Raw genomic sequence first — 16685 nt, forward strand, 5'->3', positions numbered from 1 at the left:
ATGTCTAAACAACTTTCACCTAAATACAATCCAGCCGAGGTTGAGGCTGGTCGTTACCAAAAATGGCTTGAGGCTGATGTTTTCAAGCCTTCAGGAAATCAAAAGGCTAAGCCTTATTCGATCGTTATTCCACCACCAAACGTAACTGGGAAACTTCACCTTGGTCACGCTTGGGATACAACTCTTCAGGATATTATCATCCGTCAGAAGCGCATGCAAGGTTTTGACACGCTTTGGCTACCAGGTATGGATCACGCTGGGATTGCCACTCAAGCTAAAGTTGAAGAGCGCTTGCGTGGTGAAGGCATTTCCCGCTATGACCTTGGTCGTGAGAAATTCCTCGAGAAAGTCTGGGAATGGAAAGACGAATATGCCACTACCATCAAGGAACAATGGGGCAAGATGGGGCTCTCTGTAGACTACTCTCGTGAGCGTTTCACTCTTGACGAAGGTTTGTCAAAAGCCGTTCGCAAGGTCTTTGTGGACCTTTACAAGAAAGGCTGGATCTATCGTGGTGAGTTTATCATCAACTGGGACCCAGCAGCTCGCACAGCACTGTCTGATATCGAGGTGATCCACAAGGATGTCGAAGGTGCCTTCTACCACATGAACTACATGCTGGAAGATGGCTCACGCGCCCTTGAAGTTGCGACAACTCGTCCTGAGACCATGTTTGGGGACGTTGCGGTTGCGGTCAATCCAGAAGACTCACGCTACAAGGACTTAATTGGAAAAAATGTCATCCTTCCAATCGCTAATAAATTGATTCCAATCGTGGGAGACGAGCACGCAGACCCTGAATTTGGTACGGGTGTCGTGAAAATCACACCTGCTCACGATCCAAACGACTTCTTGGTCGGTCAACGTCACAACTTGCCACAAGTCAACGTTATGAATGACGACGGAACTATGAATGACTTGGCCTTCGAATTTGCAGGCATGGACCGTTTTGAAGCTCGTAAGGCAGTCGTGGCTAAGTTGGAAGAATTCGGTGCCCTTGTTAAAATCGAAAAACGTGTTCACAGCGTTGGTCACTCAGAGCGGACTGGCGTTATGGTTGAGCCGCGTCTGTCTACCCAGTGGTTCGTCAAGATGGACCAATTGGCTAAGAATGCTATTGCCAACCAAGACACAGAGGATAAGGTTGAGTTCTACCCACCTCGTTTCAACGATACCTTCCTCCAATGGATGGAAAATGTCCACGACTGGGTTATCTCTCGTCAGCTCTGGTGGGGTCACCAAATCCCTGCTTGGTACAATGCAGACGGTGAAATCTATGTGGGCGAAGAAGCACCAGAAGGTGACGGATGGACTCAAGATGAAGACGTCTTAGATACATGGTTCAGTTCTGCCCTTTGGCCCTTCTCAACTATGGGCTGGCCTGATGTCGACTCAGAAGACTTTAAGCGTTACTTCCCAACCTCAACCTTGGTAACTGGTTATGATATTATTCCATTCTGGGTATCTCGGATGATTTTCCAAGGTTTGGAATTTACTGGCAAGTCGCCATTCAAAAATGCCTTGATTCACGGTCTCATTCGTGACGAGCAAGGACGTAAGATGTCCAAGTCACTGGGCAATGGGATTGACCCAATGGATGTTATTGATAAGTACGGAACAGATAGCCTGCGTTGGTTCCTCTCAAACGGTTCTGCCCCTGGCCAAGACGTGCGCTTCAGCTATGAAAAGATGGATGCTTCTTGGAACTTCATTAACAAAATCTGGAACATTTCCCGCTATATCCTCATGAATAATGAAGGTTTGACGCTGGATGCGGCGCGTGAGAATGTCGCTCAGGTGGCGGCTGGTCAGGCAGGTAATGTCACCGACCGCTGGATTCTCCACAACCTCAATGAAACCATTGGCAAGGTGACTGAGAACTTCGACAAGTTTGAGTTTGGTGTGGCTGGTCACATCCTCTACAACTTCATTTGGGATGAATTTGCTGACTGGTATGTGGAGCTGACCAAGGAAGTGCTATACAGCGACAATGACGACGAGAAAGTCATCACTCGCTCTGTACTCCTCTACACGCTGGACCAAATCCTGCGCCTGCTCCATCCAATCATGCCTTTCGTGACCGAGGAAATCTTTGGACAAATCTCAGAAGGAACCATTGTGACAGCGGCTTATCCAGTGGTTCGTCCAGAATTTGAAAATGTCGAGGCAGCAGCTGGCGTGGAAGCCCTCAAGGATCTGATTCGTTCGGTGCGCAATAGCAGAGCTGAGGTCAATGTGGCGCCAAGTAAGCCGATTACCATCTTGATTAAGACGACAGATAGCGCGCTGGAAACCTTCTTCAAGGATAATGTCAACTACATCAAGCGCTTCACCAATCCTGAGCATCTGGAAATCGCAGCAGACCTTGCAGTGCCAGAGCTGGTCATGTCCAGCATCATCACAGGCGCAGAAATCTACCTGCCACTTGCTGACCTCCTCAATATCGAGGAAGAACTGGTTCGTCTCGAAAAAGAACTAGCCAAGTGGCAAAAAGAACTGGATATGGTCGGCAAGAAACTCTCTAACGAGCGATTCGTGGCTAACGCCAAACCAGAAGTCGTCCAAAAAGAACGTGACAAACAAGCCGACTACCAAGCTAAGTACGATGCGACAGTGGCGCGGATTGATGAGATGAAGAAACTCGTGTAAGTTATTAAAATCAGTTGTGAATTTGACTTAATTTCACAACTGATTTTTAAGTTGATTTATGGTATAATGAATGATAAAAAGCAAAAAAATAATAGGAGGCCGATATGAAAATAAATGCAATTGATTTATTTTGTGGCGTAGGCGGTCTAACGTATGGAGTTCAACAAGCTGGGATAAATGTGGTTGCTGGCTACGATATTGATGACAAAAGCAAATTTGCATACGAATATAATAATGACGCAAAATTTATTTTAAAAGATATAAAGGAAATTGAGGATGATGAAATATTAGCTTTGTATCCAAAAGATACAGATATAAAAATATTGATTGGTTGTGCTCCCTGTCAACCATTCTCGTCCTATAGCCATAAATACCAAAACAACGAGAATACTCTAAAAAAAATAGATCTATTAGATTACTTTGGAAAACAAATTGAACTTGTACAACCGGATATAGTTTCAATGGAAAATGTTCCTCAAATGGAAAAGAGGGAAGTTTTTCAGCGTTTTAGAACTTTATTAGAAAAGAATGGTTATAAGGTAACTTTTAAGGTCGTGTACGCACCAGAATATGGTGTGCCTCAAATGAGAAAACGCCTACTTTTACTTGCTTCTAAATTGGGTGATATCTCATTACTTGAACCAGAATTTAATTCAGAAAGTTATCCGACTCTTCGTGACGCAATTGAAAACTTACCGAAAATAAAAGCTGGGGAAACATATGCTAAAGATCCATTGCATAGAAGTAGAAATATGTCTACTTTAAATTTAAAAAGAATCCAACAATCAAAACCTGGTGGTACGTGGAGAGACTGGGATGAAGATTTACTTTTGGAAGCGTACAAAAAAGAAAGTGGGCAGTCGTTTGGTTCAGTTTATGGTCGATTAGAGTGGGATAAACCAGCTAATACCATTACTACTCAGTTTCCTGGCATAGGTAATGGTCGCTTTGGCCACCCAGAACAAGATAGAGCACTTAGTCTTCGAGAGGGGGCATTACTCCAAACCTTCCCCTCAAATTATCAGTTTGTTAGCCCTAAACAGGGTGGGAATTATCCAATAGGCCAAGTAGCGTTACAAATTGGGAATGCAGTGCCACCTAAATTAGGTGAGATTATTGGTAGAAGTATTATAAAACATTTGGAGGAACTTGATGAATTCTAACAAAGAGTACCCTATACATATTAGTCCCGAAATTTTGGAGCTTTTAGGACCTAGTCTTTATACAAATATTTATTATATATTAGCAGAACTTATTGCAAATAGTTATGATGCTGATGCGGAAAATGTTTGGTTAGATCTGTCTGGAGATTCCATTATTATAGAAGATGATGGACATGGTATGACTTATGCAGAGACAGTTAATAAATATCTTGAAGTTGCAAAATCAACAAGAAATACAGAAGCTGAATCAAAGAGTAGAAAATTCCAGAGACCTAAAATGGGAAGAAAGGGAATAGGTAAACTTGCGGCTCTGGCTGTTTCAACTGAAGTTAATGTAAAAACTAAGTCAAATGGTGAATTATCTGGTTTTGTTTTAACAAGAAATGTCCCAAAAGATCGTAACCTTCATCCAATTCCAGAATCAGAAATCACATTTTCAAATATTTCTGAATCAGGTACTAGGATTGAGATGCTGAATTCGGAATTTAAGCTACCTGCTACGACAATAACAGTAAAAAATAATCTAGCTAAATTTTTCCCTCAGTTAAGTTCAAATCCTAAAAATCCATTTGTACTCCATATTAAGGGAAAAGATGGTATTAATAAAAAATTAGATAATTTCGTGGATTCATTGGCGACATCGTTAGATTCTCTATTGTTATTAGGAGAAGATAAGTATGCTATTTTAGATAAATTTGAAAATACTGCACCAAAGTATGCAAAAGATAATCTGAAAAAAGAACCACCTCGAACTCTTTCTTATAATATAAATAATAATCAAGGAGAACAAGAAAATAGAGAATTGAAGATAGAAGGTTGGATTGGAACATACCATACAACAAGAGGATTAAAAGCAAAAGAATCTTCCGATTTTCCTGATAATTTTTTAGCTATTTATTCAAATGGAAAGTTAGGTCAATTTAATATATTAAACGAAATTGGACAAAATCGATTGAATGAAGTTTATGTTGTAGGTCAATTGTATGTTGATGAATTTGAGGAAACTAATTTACCCGACATGGCATTAAGCAACAGGCAAGGGTATAAAACTGATGATATCAGATTTCAAATTTTCCTTGCAGAGGCTAAAAAGCTCCTTACCCAAGTTCTACAATTGAAAGAAAAGGCAATTAAAGCTAAAAATAAAAATTCTGAAAAAAGTAAAAAGGAGAAAAAAATAAAAGAAGAGGAACTGTTATCTAAAAAGGTAGAGACGTCAATTGAGTATATGGAAAAGGTTATCCAAACTCAGAGTTTTAATAAAAAAGATGCAGAAAAAATTTTTACAGATTTGGGAATTAAAAAAATTGCGACAGATCAAGATAGTAGAAAAATTTTAATTAGTCATACGAGGAGTGATCAGCAATTAAACAATATTTTATACGGCTTATTATTGTTGAATGGCTTCTCTCCAGATGAAATTATTTACACAAGTGATCCTAGCTACAAGTCAGTTGTACCATATGGACTAGATGTTTTCGAGTATCTTAGAGAGTTTTTTATTAAGAGTTATTCGAAGAAAGAAATATATGTGTTGTATGTTTACTCTGACAATTCTTCTAAAAGACCTGGAGTTTTACAGGAGATAGGAGCCGGTTGGGTTGTTAAGACTAAGCATGGAATTATTAAAGCTGGAAAAACTAATCCTGAACCTCCTTTGAATATCTCTATCACTTATCCTAGTATTTATTTAGATAAAAAAGCCAATAGGGTGTTTACGACAGAAAATCACTTTAGAGTTTTGTATGCGTTGATTGACTCTATTTGCTCAATGTTTAATAAAGAGATTAAGTCTTTTAAGGAAAATAGGGATTATTTTGAAAATAATAATGGAGCTATTATTGATGAAAGTTCATTTGATTTCAAAATAAATAGTGAGGAGATAATTCTATGAAAGAATCAAAATTAAAACATATAGATATAGTTCAGTCAACGATTAGTCGGATGGCGCAAAATTCATTTACAATCAAAGGTTGGACTATCACAATATTAGTTGGATTATTTGTTTTTTTACAAAAGGATAATTTTAGAAATAATATGATCATTTATCTAGTTCCGATAATATTTTTTTGGATCTTGGATTCTTATTATTTATGGCAGGAGCGTCTTTTTAGGAAGTTATATAACGATGTAATAGTTAATGTAACTGAAGAATCAGATTTGTCTATGAATATTATACAATATAAAAATACTGTTAAATTTTTTAGTTCATTGTTCTCAGTATCAGAAATAATGGTTTATTTGCCACTTTTATTAATTACGTTGTTGCTTATATGCAACGGGAACTGAAAGCAGGTTAAATGTCGATTTTCCTAAGGCACCTGGAAAATATTTGTCAGGTATACTTTCTGTTTATGTGCGCTTTCGAGTAGGCTCTTATCGGATTATTGCAAAGGTTGATGATGAAGATTTTGTGATTCTGAATGTTCATGTAGGAGAGAGTTCGGAAGTCTATAAGTTTCGAGGCAGGATTGAACCTAAGTTCTTTTAAAAAATCGGTCATCTTACTTTACTTTTTACTGTAACCCTCACAACCAAGTTCAGTTTCACCTGAGCTTGGTTTTTCTCCCCATCCCCCCTTTCATCTCTCACCGACTTAATACTTTCTTTTAAGCCTTAAAAATGATAAAATAAGACAAACAAACTATAGGAGAACATAATGACTAAAGCAAATTTTGGTGTTGTTGGTATGGCTGTTATGGGCCGTAACCTTGCCCTAAATATCGAATCTCGTGGCTATACAGTTGCTATTTATAACCGCTCAGCAAATAAGACAGAGGACGTCATTGCCTCTCATCCTGAGAAAAACTTTGTGCCAAGCTATGATGTGGAGTCTTTTGTCAACTCTATCGAAAAACCACGTCGGATCATGCTGATGGTTCAAGCTGGTCCTGGTACAGATGCGACTATTCAGGCCTTGCTTCCTCACTTGGATAAGGGTGATATCCTGATTGACGGTGGGAATACTTTCTACAAAGATACCATTCGCCGTAATGAAGAGTTGGCTAACTCTGGTATCAACTTCATCGGTACAGGTGTTTCTGGTGGTGAAAAGGGCGCATTGGAAGGGCCATCTATTATGCCGGGTGGTCAAAAAGAGGCTTATGAGTTGGTAGCCGATGTATTGGAAGAAATCTCTGCTAAAGCTCCTGAAGACGGTGCACCATGTGTGACCTATATCGGTCCTGATGGTGCTGGTCACTATGTAAAAATGGTCCATAACGGGATTGAATATGGAGATATGCAGCTGATCGCTGAGAGTTATGACTTGATGCAGCACTTGCTGGGGCTTTCAGCTAGTGAAATGGCAGACATTTTCACAGAGTGGAACAAAGGCGAGCTGGACAGCTATCTGATTGAGATTACAGCGGATATCTTGACACGCAAGGACGATGAAGGTCAAGCTGGCCCAATCGTTGACTACATTCTGGATGCTGCTGGTAATAAGGGAACTGGTAAGTGGACCAGTCAATCTTCTTTGGATCTAGGTGTGCCGCTGCCATTGATTACAGAGTCAGTCTTTGCGCGTTACATTTCTACCTATAAAGATGAGCGTGTGGCTGCTAGCAAGGTATTACCAAAACCAGCTGCATTCACCTTTGAGGGAGACAAGGCAGAGCTGATTGAAAAGATCCGCCAAGCTCTTTACTTCTCAAAAATCATGTCTTATGCTCAAGGATTTGCTCAATTGCGTGTAGCTTCTAAGGGAAATAATTGGAATCTGCCGTTCGGAGAGATTGCTTCTATCTGGCGTGCTGGCTGTATCATCCGTGCTCGTTTCTTGCAAAAGATTACAGATGCTTATGGCCGTGACGCTGATCTTGCAAACCTGCTCTTAGATGAATACTTCATGGATATTACGGCTAAGTATCAGCAGGCAGTCCGTGATGTAGTCAGCTTGGCTGTACAGGCAGGAGTACCGGTGCCAACCTTCTCCAGCGCCATTGCTTACTTTGATAGCTACCGTGCGGAAAATCTGCCAGCGAATCTGATTCAGGCGCAGCGTGATTACTTTGGTGCTCATACATATAACCGTAAAGACAAAGAAGGTACCTACCACTATTCTTGGTACGACGAAAAATAGGATAGGCCTATGGCAAAGCGAATTTTACTAGTAGAAAATGAAAAAAATCTTGCACGATTTGTAAGTTTGGAACTGCAAAAGGAAAGCTTTCTTGTAGATTTGTCTGAGACTGGTCAAGAGGGACTGGCTTTGGCTAAAGATGTGGATTATGACTTGCTCTTGCTCAACTATGATCTTCAAGATATGACTGCCAGCAATTTTGCTCAGCAGCTGAGCTTGATTAAGCCTGCGTCCGTCATTATCGTTCTGGCTAGTCGTGAAGAGATTGCAGATCAGCAGGAAGCAATCCAGCATTTTGCTGTTTCCTACGTAGTCAAGCCTTTCATTATCAGTGACTTAGTGGAGCGTGTCTCCATCATTTTCCGCGGGCGGGACTTTATCGACCAGCACTGCAGCCTCTTAAAAATTCCGACCTCTTACAGGAATCTGCGAGTGGATATTAAAAATCATACAGTTTACCGCGGTGAGGAAGTCATTGCACTGACGCGGCGGGAGTACGATCTGCTGGTGACCCTGATGGGCAGCAATAAGGTCATGAGACGTGAGCAACTACTGGAGCGTGTCTGGAAGTACGAGAGTGCAACGGAGACCAACGTTGTAGATGTTTATATTCGTTATCTGCGCAGTAAAATTGATGTGGAGGGGCAGCCAAGCTATATCAAAACCGTTCGCGGTGTTGGTTATGCCATGCAAGAATAAAAAATTCAAAACTCTGTTCTCCTTAGGAGACGGAGTTTTTTTGCTCTTGTTATAGTATAGATAGGAGAACTAATGGGATTTTTCTAACTATTTTATGCAATCGTTTTCGTTGAAATATAGCAAAAATATAACTCTTGAAGAGAAAATGCAGTATTTTAGGTGCAAAAAAAGAGAAAATTTTTTTATAAAAGCCTTTACAAAATAAAAAATCGTGCTATAATAGATGTATCGATATGCAAACGATTTCACAAAAACGGACTTGTTTGTAAAAAATATAAGGAGGTCTGAATGATGAAAGATTCATTCAAGAACATTTTTAGCTTTGAATTTTGGCAAAAATTCGGTAAAGCTTTGATGGTGGTCGTTGCTGTTATGCCGGCAGCAGGACTGATGATTAGTATCGGTAAGACAGTTCCAATGATTAACCAAGATTGGGGAATCTTAGTCACTATTGGTGGCGTAATGGAACAAATTGGTTGGGGTGTTATCGGTAATCTTCATATTTTATTTGCTCTAGCTATTGGTGGAAACTGGGCTAAAGAACGAGCTGGCGGTGCCTTTGCGGCTGGTTTGTCCTTCATTTTAATTAATCGAATTACTGGTGTTCTATTTGGGGTAACTGGCGAATTGTTATCTAAACCAAATGCTACGGTGCACACTATGAGTTTCGGTATTAAATCATTGGATCTTTCTCTGAAAGTGTCTGATTATTTTGAATTAATTCTAGGAGCCCCTGCTCTTAAAATGGGAGTTTTTGTCGGAATTATTGCTGGTTTTGTCGGAGCAACTGCTTACAATAAATATTATAATTTCCGAAAACTTCCAGACGCCTTATCTTTCTTTAATGGGAAAAGATTTGTTCCTTTTGTTGTCATCTTAAACTCAACTATTATTGCTTTAATTCTTGGTGTATTTTGGCCGTTTATTCAGGCGGGAATTAATGCCTTTGGTATTTGGATTACAAATGCACCGCCAATTTTGGCACCATTTATCTATGGTACACTAGAACGTCTCTTGCTTCCATTTGGTTTGCACCACATGTTGACTATTCCAATGAACTATACTGAGCTAGGTGGTACCTACATAATCCAAACAGGAACAGACATTGGTAAAGAAATTGCTGGTCAAGATCCACTTTGGTTGGCTTGGGTTCAGGACTTAATTAGTCTGAAAGGAAGTAATCCATCTAAATATCAAGACCTTCTTGCCGCATATACTCCAGCTCGCTTCAAAGTTGGTCAGATGATTGGATCTTTCGGTATTCTTATGGGGGTAGTAGCAGCTATCTATCACAATGTGGATGCTGACAAGAAACACAAATACAAAGGTATGATGATTGCGACTGCTCTGGCAACCTTCTTGACAGGGGTTACTGAGCCAATCGAGTACATGTTCATGTTTGTAGCGACACCGCTATACATCATTTATGCTTTTGTACAAGGGGCAGCTTTTGCTATGGCTGATATTGTTGATTTGCGTGTTCACTCTTTTGGCTCAATTGAGTTCTTAACTCGTACCCCTATGACTGTTAAGGCTGGTCTTGGTGGAGATATCATCAACTTTATCTGGGTAACGATTCTCTTTGGTGTTGTGATGTACTTCATTTCTAACTTCATGATCAAGAAGTTCAACTATGCGACTCCAGGACGTAACGGTAACTATGAGACAGCAGAAGGTTCAGATGAAGCTTCTTCATCAGAGTCAACTGGTGGTAAAGTTGCTGCAGCTTCTCAAGCAGTAAATGTTATCAATCTTCTTGGCGGCCGCGCTAACATCGTTGATGTAGATGCATGTATGACTCGTCTGCGTGTGACTGTCAAGGATGCTGAAAAAGTTGGAACAGAAGAACAGTGGAAAGCTGAAGGCGCTATGGGCTTGGTTATGAAAGGCCAAGGCGTTCAAGCTATCTACGGACCAAAAGCTGACGTTCTCAAATCTGATATTCAAGACTTGTTGGATTCTGGTGAAGTGATTCCTGAAACACTTCCTAGCCAAAAAGCAGAATCAGCGGCTGCCAAAGTTACTTACAAAGGTGTGACTGAGGAGGTTGAAACTGTTGCGGACGGTCAAGTCATTGACTTGGCAGATGTTAAAGATCCAGTATTCTCACAAAAAATGATGGGTGATGGATTTGCAGTTGAGCCAGAAAATGGTAAAATTTATTCACCAGTTGCTGGTACAGTAACTAGCGTCTTCCCTAGCAAGCATGCTATCGGTCTTGTGACAGATAACGGCTTGGAAGTCTTAGTACATATTGGTTTGGAAACTGTTAGCCTTGAAGGTAAACCATTTGAAGTTCATGTTTCTGAAGGTCAAAAAGTTGCAGCTGGAGATCTTCTAGTCACAGCTGACTTGGAAGCAATCAAAGAAGCAGGACGTGAAACTTCAACAATCGTAGTCTTCACCAATGCAGCAGCCATCAAGTCTGTAACGGTAGAAAAACTTGGTCAAGCATCTGCTAAGACAGTTGTTGCTAAGGTTGAATTGTAATATAGAAAAGAGAAATCATGGCAAAATTCCTGACATTAAATACTCATAGTTGGATGGAAGAAGAGCAAGAAACCAAGCTTAATCAGCTTGCAGAACGCATTCTTCAAGAAAAATATGATGTCATTTGCCTGCAGGAAGTCAATCAATTAACGGAGTCTGAACAGGTTGTTCAGGCTCCTTTCTATCAGGCGGTTGAGGGTGCAATTGAGATTCATCAAGACCATTTTGCTCTTTGTTTGGTAGAAAAATTGGCTGAGGCAGGACTGGACTATCATTGGTCCTGGGCCTATAATCATATTGGGTTTGATATTTACAACGAAGGAGTGGCAATCCTATCTAGAAATCCTATGGCTCCTAGAGAAGTTCTGGTATCAGAGGCTAATGATCCTACGGATTACCATACCCGCAAGGTCTTGCTAGTCGAGACTGAGGTAGAAGGTCAATTGCTGACAATTGCCTCCTGCCATCTGTCTTGGTGGGATAAAGGTTTTCAGGGGGAATGGGCTAAGCTTGAAGCAGAGCTGCTAAAAGCAGAAAGTCCCTTGGTCCTGATGGGGGACTTCAACAATCCGGTCGGACAGCAAGGCTACCAGGCCATCTTAGCCAGTCCGCTGAAGCTGCAGGATAGTCATACCGCTGCAAAAGAAGCTAGCGGAGAGGCAACAGTAGAAGGGACTATCGCAGGCTGGGATGATAATAAGCATGCTCTGAAGATTGATTATGTTTTCACTAGTCAAGGGATGGACGTTGAGCGCTCCGCTGTCGTTTTTGACGGGAAAGAAACCCCTGTTGTCAGTGACCATTTCGGTTTAGAAGTGCAAGTGACTTTATAATAGTAAAAAGATGAGGCAAGACTGAGAATGAGACAGGTTTGCCTCTCTTTTTCTTTTTGATAAACATATTTTTAGATCAAAATGGTGAAATTTTACCCTCCAAACGGCTGTCTTTTGTTATTCTTGAAAACGTGTTATAATGAAGTATTAGGATTCTAGGAGGAAATGGTATGCGTTGTCCGAAATGTGGTGGGAATAAATCAAGTGTAGTTGATAGCAGACAGGCAGAAGATGGAAATACGATCCGCCGTCGCCGTGAGTGTGAAGAATGTCAGCACCGCTTCACGACCTACGAGCGCGTCGAAGAGAGAACCCTAGTGGTTGTCAAAAAGGACGGGACACGTGAGCAATTTTCTCGGGATAAGATTTTTAACGGTATTATTCGCTCCGCTCAAAAGCGGCCAGTATCTAGTGACGAAATAGAGGAGATTGTCAACCGAATCGAGCAAAAGGTCCGCAGTCAGAGCGACAATGAAATCAATAGTGAATATATTGGATCCTTAGTCATGGATGAACTGGCAGAGCTGGATGAAATCACCTACGTTCGTTTCGCCAGTGTTTACCGGAGTTTCAAGGATGTGGGCGAGCTAGAAAGCCTGCTCAAGCAGATTACCAAGGGGTCCAAGAAGAAAAAGGACAAATAAATGAAACCAAACCATCAGTTTTCTTTCTTGCGCAATAATGCAGTCAGCCCAGATATTGCTATCTTGACCAAGCTCTATCTGCCGATTCTGGGGAGAGAAGCGGTAACACTTTATCTTTATCTGCTGTCTTTTGGGGATAATGGACAAAAGCAGCACCTCTTCAGTCAGATTCTCAATCATTTAGATTTTGGACTTAATATTTTAGAAGAAAATTTTGAGCGTTTGGCGGCGATTAAGCTAGTGGACCTTTATCAAACAGATGACCGATATCTGATACAACTCCACCCGACCTTAACGGCGGAGGAATTTTTCAGCCATAATGTGTACAGCCGGCTCTTGGAAAAGAAAATCGGCGAAGCTGCTGCAGAAACCCTGCGACCAGAAAATCCTAGCGGAGAGAAATTGGTCAAACCTTTTATGCAGGTGTTTGGTATGGAAGCTGAGCAACCAAGAGCAGTGCGAAAGGTCAATGATTTTGATTTGGAGTACTTCAAGCAACGGATGGCTCAGGACAATCTTCGTTTTGCCAATGAAAAGGAAGATGTGCTAGAATTGTTTGCAATTGCTGAGCAGAAAAAGTGGACTTGGTATGAGACCTATGTCTTGGCTAGAGAAACTGCAGTTTCTCAGGTTATTTCGACCAAGCGGATGAAGCAAAAGCTAGCTCAGAAGCCAGCAGAAGGTCAGTTTTCTAAGCAAGAGCAGTCTATTATCCAAGAAGCGAAACGAACATCGCCAATGGTTTTCCTGGCAGAAATCAAAAAAACCCGTCAGGCTGCTATTACGCGGACGGAGAGAAAGCTTTTGCTGGATTTAGCTGAATTAGGCCTTTTGGACGAAGTTATCAACGTAATCTTGCTCTTGACCTTTAATAAGGTGGATTCAGCCAATCTCAATGAAAAGTATGCTCTCAAGGTAGCCAATGATTTTTCTTATCAAAAGGTGACGACAGCTGAGGAAGCTGTCTTGAAAATCCGTGAGCGCAACCAGCAGCCCCAGAACCGTCCAGCTAAATCTGGACAAGGCTCTACCAAGAGCAACGTACCTGACTGGAGTCAGCCGGATTATAAAAATGAAACGAGTGCAGAGAAGCAGGCCGAGCTTGAAGAGCAGAAACGTCGGCTCTTAGCCAAACTTGAAGGAGGAGGCGAATAAATGGAGAAAATAGGACAGAATATGCCTCATATGAATAGGGTGAGGCAGTTTGACTATCAGGAGCTGGTCAAGCAGATTATGGCCGATCCAGATGTGGCAGCCTTTATCCAGCAGGAAAAGCTGACCCAAGCTGAGATTCAGCGCAGTGTTTCCAAGTTTAACCAGTATATTACGGAGCGCAACCGCTTTTTGCTGGGGGATGAGACCTATATTGCTAAGGGCTATAAGCCAATCTTGGTGAAAAATGAAGGCTACGCGGATGTTGCCTATGAAGAGACGCCTGAGTTGATTGAGCAGGAGAGACAGGAAGCCATTAGAAGCCGTCTCAATCTTATCAGCCTACCAGCCAGTCTCAAGGAGGCCAGTCTGGCTCAGGTGGATCTGGATGATGTTGGTCGCTACAAGGCTTTTGAACTGTTGACCAACTTCATTGCTGAGTTTCCGAATTATCAGAAGGCTGTTTATCTCTACGGCGATTTTGGTGTCGGAAAAAGCTACATGATGGCTGCTCTGGCGCATGATTTGTCAGAAAAACGCAGTGTTTCAACGACACTGCTCCACTATCCGAGTTTTGTTTTGGATGTGAAGAATGCGATCAGTTCAGGCTTGGTCAAGGAGAAGATCGACCAGGTCAAGATAGCCCAAGTGCTGATCTTGGATGACATTGGCGCAGAGCAGTCCAGTCCTTGGATACGGGATGAGATTTTGCAGGTCATTCTCCAGCACCGCATGCAGGAAAATCTGCCAACTTTCTTTACTTCTAACTTTAGTTTTGCGGATTTAGAGCGTCACTTTGCCAGCTCTAAGAATGGCGATGAGACTTGGCAGGCCAAGCGAGTTATGGAGCGGATTAAGTTTCTGACTCAGGAGGTACGCCTAGAAGGAGAGAACCGCCGATGAATGAAACAATTAACTTGATGAAAGCTCATACGTCTGTTCGCCGCTTTACGGAGGCGCAGATTTCGGATAAGGAATTACGTGCCATCATTGATGCTGGGCGGGCTGCGTCCAGCTGGAAAAATTTCCAGTCATACTCTATCATTGTGGTGCGAAGCAAAGAGAAAAAAGAAGCTCTTTTTGATCTGGTGCCCCAAGAAGCCATTCGGCAGTCTTCGGCCTTCCTGCTTTTTGTTGGCGACCTCAATCGTGCCCAAAAAGGCGTTCACATGCATACGGAAGACTTTTATCCTGAGGGAACAGAAAACCTCCTGATTAGCTCAGTAGATGCCGCTTTGGCGGGGCAAAATACCCTGTTAGCAGCTGAAAGTTTGGGTTATGGCGGGGTAATCATTGGACTGGTTCGTTATGCTGCTAGTCAAATAGCGGAGCTTTTCAAACTGCCGGACTACACTTATCCAGTCTTTGGGATTGCTCTGGGAACTCCCAACCAGAACCATGCAGTCAAGCCACGTTTGCCTTATGAAGCAGTGGTCTTTGAGGAAGAATATCGTGAACAGGATTGTGCAACTATTCAAGCCTATGACTGCGTACAGACTGAATATGCTGGCGAGCGAGCTAAGGAAACCTGGAGTCAGCGCCTAGCTGCCCAATTTGGTCAGGAGCCTAATCAGGCTATTGACCAATTGTTCAAAGAAAAGAAATTAGAAAAATAGGGCGGAGTTTGGCTCTGTCCTAAAGAATGAAAGAGGAAAAACATGGCCTTACCAACTATTGCCATTGTCGGCCGTCCCAATGTCGGCAAATCAACGCTCTTCAATCGGATTGCAGGTGAGCGAATTTCCATTGTGGAAGATGTTGAAGGGGTGACCCGCGACCGAATCTATGCTACAGCAAGCTGGCTCAACCGTAAGTTTAGTATTATTGATACGGGCGGAATTGACGATGTTGACGCGCCTTTTATGGAGCAAATCAAACACCAAGCTGAGATCGCCATGGACGAAGCAGATGTTATCGTTTTTGTCGTGTCTGGCAAGGAAGGTATCACGGATGCGGACGAGTATGTGGCTCGCATGCTCTATAAGACTCATAAGCCGATTATTTTAGCGGTCAATAAGGTTGACAATCCCGAAATGCGCAATGAAATTTTTGATTTCTATGCGCTGGGATTGGGTGATCCATTCCCAGTTTCCTCAGTTCACGGGATTGGTACAGGGGATGTTCTGGACGCTATTGTTGAAAACCTGCCAAATGAAGAAGTCGTCGAAAATCCTGATATGATTAAGTTTAGCTTGATTGGCCGCCCTAATGTTGGCAAGTCTAGCTTGATCAATGCTATCTTGGGGGAAGACCGAGTCATTGCTAGTCCTGTGGCTGGTACAACGCGTGACGCTATTGATACGGTCTTTACGGACAGTGAAGGTCAGGAATTTACCATGATCGACACGGCTGGTATGCGCAAGTCAGGCAAGGTCTATGAAAATACGGAAAAGTACTCTGTCATGCGGGCTATGAGGGCGATCGATCGCTCAGATGTCGTTCTGATGGTGCTGAATGCCGAAGAAGGAATTCGTGAGTACGACAAGCGAATCGCTGGCTTTGCCCATGAAGCTGGAAAAGGTATTGTTATTGTTGTCAATAAGTGGGATACGCTGGACAAAGACAACCATACCATGAAAGACTGGGAAGAAGATATCCGAGACCAGTTCCAGTATTTGTCTTATGCGCCAATTATCTTTGTTTCTGCCCTGACCAAGCAGCGTCTCCATAAGCTGCCGGACATGATTAAGCAGATTAGTCAAAGCCAAAACACGCGTATTCCGTCAGCAGTGCTTAATGACGTTATCATGGATGCTATCGCGATTAATCCGACACCGACTGACAAGGGCAAGCGTCTCAAGATTTTTTATGCGACTCAGGTAGCGACCAAACCGCCGACCTTTGTCATCTTTGTCAACGAAGAAGAGCTCATGCACTTCTCTTATCTGCGTTTCTTGGAAAATCAAATCCGCAAGGCCTTTATCTTTGAAGGGACGCCCATTCACCTGATAGCAAGGAAGCGGAAGTAGAG

Annotated in this window: 14 protein-coding genes; all 14 read left to right on the forward strand. The window is 42.1% G+C overall.

Annotated elements, in window-relative coordinates; all coding sequences use genetic code 11:
* Positions 1-2649: a valine--tRNA ligase gene (locus O3621_RS11115; RefSeq protein ID WP_371514162.1), complete on the forward strand. Its 2649-nt coding sequence runs from the start codon at positions 1-3 to the stop codon at positions 2647-2649.
* 104 nt (positions 2650-2753) lie between these two features.
* Complete coding sequence (locus O3621_RS11120) at positions 2754-3812, forward strand: DNA cytosine methyltransferase (RefSeq protein ID WP_002899696.1); 1059 nt, start codon at positions 2754-2756, stop codon at positions 3810-3812.
* Positions 3802-5706: an ATP-binding protein gene (locus tag O3621_RS11125; protein WP_314449578.1), complete on the forward strand. Its 1905-nt coding sequence runs from the start codon at positions 3802-3804 to the stop codon at positions 5704-5706. The genes O3621_RS11120 and O3621_RS11125 overlap by 11 nt, the downstream gene beginning before the upstream one ends.
* Positions 5703-6101 (forward strand): hypothetical protein, encoded by a 399-nt coding sequence (locus O3621_RS11130; protein ID WP_314449576.1) that lies wholly within the window; start codon positions 5703-5705, stop codon positions 6099-6101. Before O3621_RS11125 ends, O3621_RS11130 begins: the two co-directional genes overlap by 4 nt.
* 43 nt (positions 6102-6144) lie before the next feature.
* On the forward strand, positions 6145-6303 hold the full coding sequence (locus tag O3621_RS11135; RefSeq protein ID WP_314449573.1) for a plasmid addiction system poison protein: 159 nt from the start codon (positions 6145-6147) through the stop codon (positions 6301-6303).
* Between the two features lie 168 nt (positions 6304-6471).
* Positions 6472-7896 (forward strand): NADP-dependent phosphogluconate dehydrogenase, encoded by a 1425-nt coding sequence (gndA, locus tag O3621_RS11140; RefSeq protein ID WP_371514163.1) that lies wholly within the window; start codon positions 6472-6474, stop codon positions 7894-7896.
* A 9-nt stretch (positions 7897-7905) separates the two neighbouring features.
* Positions 7906-8595 carry a DNA-binding response regulator gene (locus tag O3621_RS11145; protein WP_371514164.1) on the forward strand — a complete coding sequence of 230 codons (690 nt, stop codon included), beginning with the start codon at positions 7906-7908 and terminating at the stop codon, positions 8593-8595.
* 288 nt (positions 8596-8883) lie between these two features.
* Positions 8884-11085, forward strand: coding sequence for a PTS transporter subunit IIBC (locus O3621_RS11150; protein ID WP_111675416.1), 2202 nt, complete (start codon positions 8884-8886; stop codon positions 11083-11085).
* Positions 11086-11102: 17 nt separating this feature from the next.
* Positions 11103-11918 (forward strand): endonuclease/exonuclease/phosphatase family protein, encoded by an 816-nt coding sequence (locus tag O3621_RS11155; protein ID WP_314449564.1) that lies wholly within the window; start codon positions 11103-11105, stop codon positions 11916-11918.
* Between the two features lie 170 nt (positions 11919-12088).
* Entirely contained in the window at positions 12089-12562 is a 474-nt protein-coding gene (gene nrdR, locus O3621_RS11160) for a transcriptional regulator NrdR (RefSeq protein ID WP_002894570.1), read from the forward strand.
* On the forward strand, positions 12563-13717 hold the full coding sequence (locus O3621_RS11165) for a DnaD domain protein (protein WP_314449561.1): 1155 nt from the start codon (positions 12563-12565) through the stop codon (positions 13715-13717).
* Positions 13718-14617 (forward strand): primosomal protein DnaI, encoded by a 900-nt coding sequence (gene dnaI, locus O3621_RS11170; protein WP_314449559.1) that lies wholly within the window; start codon positions 13718-13720, stop codon positions 14615-14617.
* The gene (locus O3621_RS11175) at positions 14614-15330 is read left to right on the forward strand and encodes an NADPH-dependent oxidoreductase (protein ID WP_311154916.1); all 717 of its coding nucleotides are present in this window, start codon (positions 14614-14616) and stop codon (positions 15328-15330) included. Before dnaI ends, O3621_RS11175 begins: the two co-directional genes overlap by 4 nt.
* A 42-nt stretch (positions 15331-15372) precedes the next feature.
* Positions 15373-16683, forward strand: a complete 1311-nt coding sequence (der, locus tag O3621_RS11180; protein ID WP_314449555.1) for a ribosome biogenesis GTPase Der — start codon at positions 15373-15375, stop codon at positions 16681-16683.
* Positions 16684-16685 lie beyond the last annotated feature (2 nt).

Origin of the sequence: Streptococcus sp. 20925_1_22 (genome assembly GCF_041431685.1) — a bacterium.
Classification (GTDB): domain Bacteria; phylum Bacillota; class Bacilli; order Lactobacillales; family Streptococcaceae; genus Streptococcus.